Below are 1,568 nucleotides of genomic sequence, written 5' to 3' on the forward strand. Positions count from 1 at the left end.
TCAGCGGGCAGGCGGCAGCACCCGGCCGAGCGGTAGCGAGGTCGGGTGTGGATCGTGTGGGATCAGGCTGCGGCGGGTTCGAGGCTGACCTTGTAACCGAGCGCTTCGAGCTGATGGACATGGCTGCGTTTGCGGCGTTCGGGATCGATGCGACGGGTGTAGAAGTCGGAGCCGAGGTCCTGGAAGCGGGCATCGGGGTCGTTGAGCAGGTGCCAGACGATCACCAGGATGGAACGCCCGACCGCGACGATGGCCTTCTTCTTGCCGCGATGGCGGGCGATCCTGCGGTAGCGCTCGCCGAGGAAGGTGTCGGTGCGGGCGGCTCCCACAGCAGCCTCGCCGAGCACGCGGGCGAGGTAGCGGTTGCCGTGGCCGGTGGTGCCCCGCCCTTTGTTCTTGCCGGCCGATTCCTTCACGCCCGGAGCGAATCTGGCCCACGAAGCCAGGTGGCCGGCGGTGGGGAACCGGCTCATGTCCAGCCCGATCTCCGCGATGATGACGGCGGCCGCGGTCGGGCCGATCCCGGGGATCTCATCCAGCCGTTCGAGGGCCTGGACGAAAGGGGCGATCATCTCCTCGATCCGGGTGTCGAGTTCGGCGATGTCGGCGTCGATGGCGTCGATCCGCTCCAGCATCTTGCCCAGTAAGAACGCGTGGTGGTCGGTGAAGTACCCGGTAAACGCCTCCTCCAGAGCCGCGATCTTGCCGCGCATCCGGGAGCGGGCCATCTGGGCCAGCGCCTTCGGGTCGCGTTCCCCGGCGAGCAGGGCGGCCATCATGGCCCGTCCGGAGACGCCGAAGATGTCGGAGGCAACCACGCTGAGCTTGATCTGGGCGTCCTCCAGCAGCTTCTCCACCCGGTTCTTCTCCGCCCCGCGCACCCCGACCAGGTCGGTCCGGTACCGGGTGACGTCCCGCAGTCGGCGGATCTCAGGTGGGGGCACGAAGCTGGGGCGGATCATCTGGCGTTCGGCGACCTTGCACAGCCACACCGCGTCCAGCTTGTCGGTCTTGGGCCGCCCGGGCAGGTGTTTCACATCGCGGGCGTTGACCAGCCAGGTTTCGAACCCGGCCGCCTCCAGTACGTAGAAGGCGGGCTTCCAGTAGTCGCTGGTGGCCTCCATGACCACCCGGGTCACCCCCAGGCACCTGAGGTGATCGGCCATGCCCAGCAGCGAACGCGTCATCGTCGGGTATGTCTGCACCTCCTGCATCCGCCGCCCTGGACGACCCTCGTGCGGGATGCGGACACAGCACACCAGGTGGGCCTTGCCGATATCCAGTGCCGCGACCCGTTCGATGATCTCCTCGCGGTCCTCAGTCTCCTGCAGCACCCGGCACCTCCCCTGCTCTTGGGGGTGAACAGCAGGCGGCTGCCCGCAGGGACCGCATGGGACATGCGGACTCTAATCCGCGTGCTCGAGGCAACACTGAAGCTCCCGGTGCGCGGTCCCCAGCGCCCGGCTAGACGACGGCCTCAGCGACCATAGAGCTCCGGCGTCAGCGGGCAGCCACCCCGATTTTCAGCCCGGAACGGGCGTCCCCGCAGGGATATCTGGGGCTAGACG

At 68.0% G+C, this 1,568-nt stretch carries 1 protein-coding gene; it reads right to left on the reverse strand.

Annotated elements, in window-relative coordinates; genetic code table 11:
• Nucleotides 1-62: 62 nt before the first annotated feature.
• On the reverse strand, nt 63-1,331 hold the full coding sequence (locus tag ACTWQJ_RS51200) for an IS110 family transposase (RefSeq protein WP_443313170.1): 1,269 nt from the start codon (nt 1,329-1,331) through the stop codon (nt 63-65).
• Nucleotides 1,332-1,568: the final 237 nt, after the last annotated feature.

The organism is Streptomyces sp. KR55 (assembly GCF_052245645.1).
In the GTDB taxonomy this organism is placed as follows: Bacteria; Actinomycetota; Actinomycetes; order Streptomycetales; family Streptomycetaceae; genus Streptomyces; species Streptomyces flavusporus.